This window comes from Aerococcus sp. L_32 (genome assembly GCF_050689315.1).
This window is the reverse complement of sequence record NZ_JBOEQF010000506.1, coordinates 1-1,318: the sequence shown is the minus strand read 5'-3', so window position 1 is coordinate 1,318 and position 1,318 is coordinate 1. Positions and strand designations below refer to the sequence as shown.

Genomic DNA, 1,318 nt, shown 5'->3' with positions numbered 1-1,318 from the left:
TGCTGTTCAAGTGATTGTAGATAACATTGCACAAAAATACTAAGTGACATCCCTTTAAAAAATTTGAGGATGGTTTAGCTAATGGTTTAGTAATCATCGCTGAGCCATCCTTCTTATTATAAGAAGTGGCATAAATTTTTAAGTAATGAACCATTAAACAAAAAGAATCTATGATACTTGTCATGGTTTTCTAGTGAAGGAGTTGGTTGCAGTGGTTAAAACTGCAAAAGAAAGAAAAAAAGTGAACTTCACTTCTGAGCAAAAGAGTCGTATCAATCAAGCGACTTTGGCCTCAATCATCCCTGGTGGTGGGCAATTTGTAAACAAGCAAGTCCTTAAAGGTGTCATCTTTTTAGTGATTTTTGCCTTATACATTCTCCACTTATTCAGCTTTGGGTTTGATGCCTTCAATGGCTTAATTACCCTGGGTGTAACACCTCGTGAAGATCATTCCCTCTTCTTATTAATTGAAGGGGTACTTGAATTATTAATAACTGTCATCTTTTTTATTTTCTACGCCGTACAAATGTGGGATGCGCGCAATGTGGCTAAACTAAACGCCATCAACCCAGACAAGGTCAACCGATCAGCCAAGGATATCTTAAATAACCTTTACGAATCAGGTTTCCCTTATCTATTAACCATCCCAGCCTATATCTTAATGTTATTTGCCATTGTGTTCCCAGTAGTGGTAACGATCCTAATCGTATTTACCAACTACGACTTCCAACACATTCCACCCGCTAAATTAATCGAGTGGACAGGGTTTGAGACCTTTAATTCAATCTTTAACCTAACAACCTACCGAGAAACATTCGGTGCCGTATTCTCATGGACCGTCATTTGGACCCTATTTGCTACAACCTTGCAAGTAGGTCTAGGCATCTTCCTAGCGATTCTGATGAACCAACCATTCATCAAATTCCGTCGCTTTTTCGGGGTTATCTTGCTATTACCATGGGCGGTACCAGCCTTCATCTCAATCTTAACCTTTTCAAATATGTTCAACCCATCTGCCGGAGCCATCAACTCCCAGGTCATTCCGTTTATCAATAACTTTATTCCATTCTTGGAAATTCCAGCACTAGCCTGGAAAACGGACCCATTCTGGACCAAGGTGGCCTTAATTTCTATCCAGGGTTGGCTTGGTTTCCCATATATTTACGTATTGACCACGTCAATTTTACAATCTATTCCAGGTGAGTGGTACGAAGCCGCTTCAATCGACGGGGCTTCACCAATCCAAAAATTCCGATTCATTACCTTCCCGCATATCTTGTCAGTTGCGGCACCGGTATTAATCACGCAATACACAGGA

Annotated in this window: 1 protein-coding gene; it reads left to right on the top strand. The window is 40.4% G+C overall.

The features are described 5' to 3' along the window. Positions 1 to 211: 211 nt before the first annotated feature. The coding region (locus ACRCJ0_RS14295) for a carbohydrate ABC transporter permease (protein WP_431390883.1) at positions 212 to 1,318 on the top strand (1,107 nt) is incomplete at its 3' end.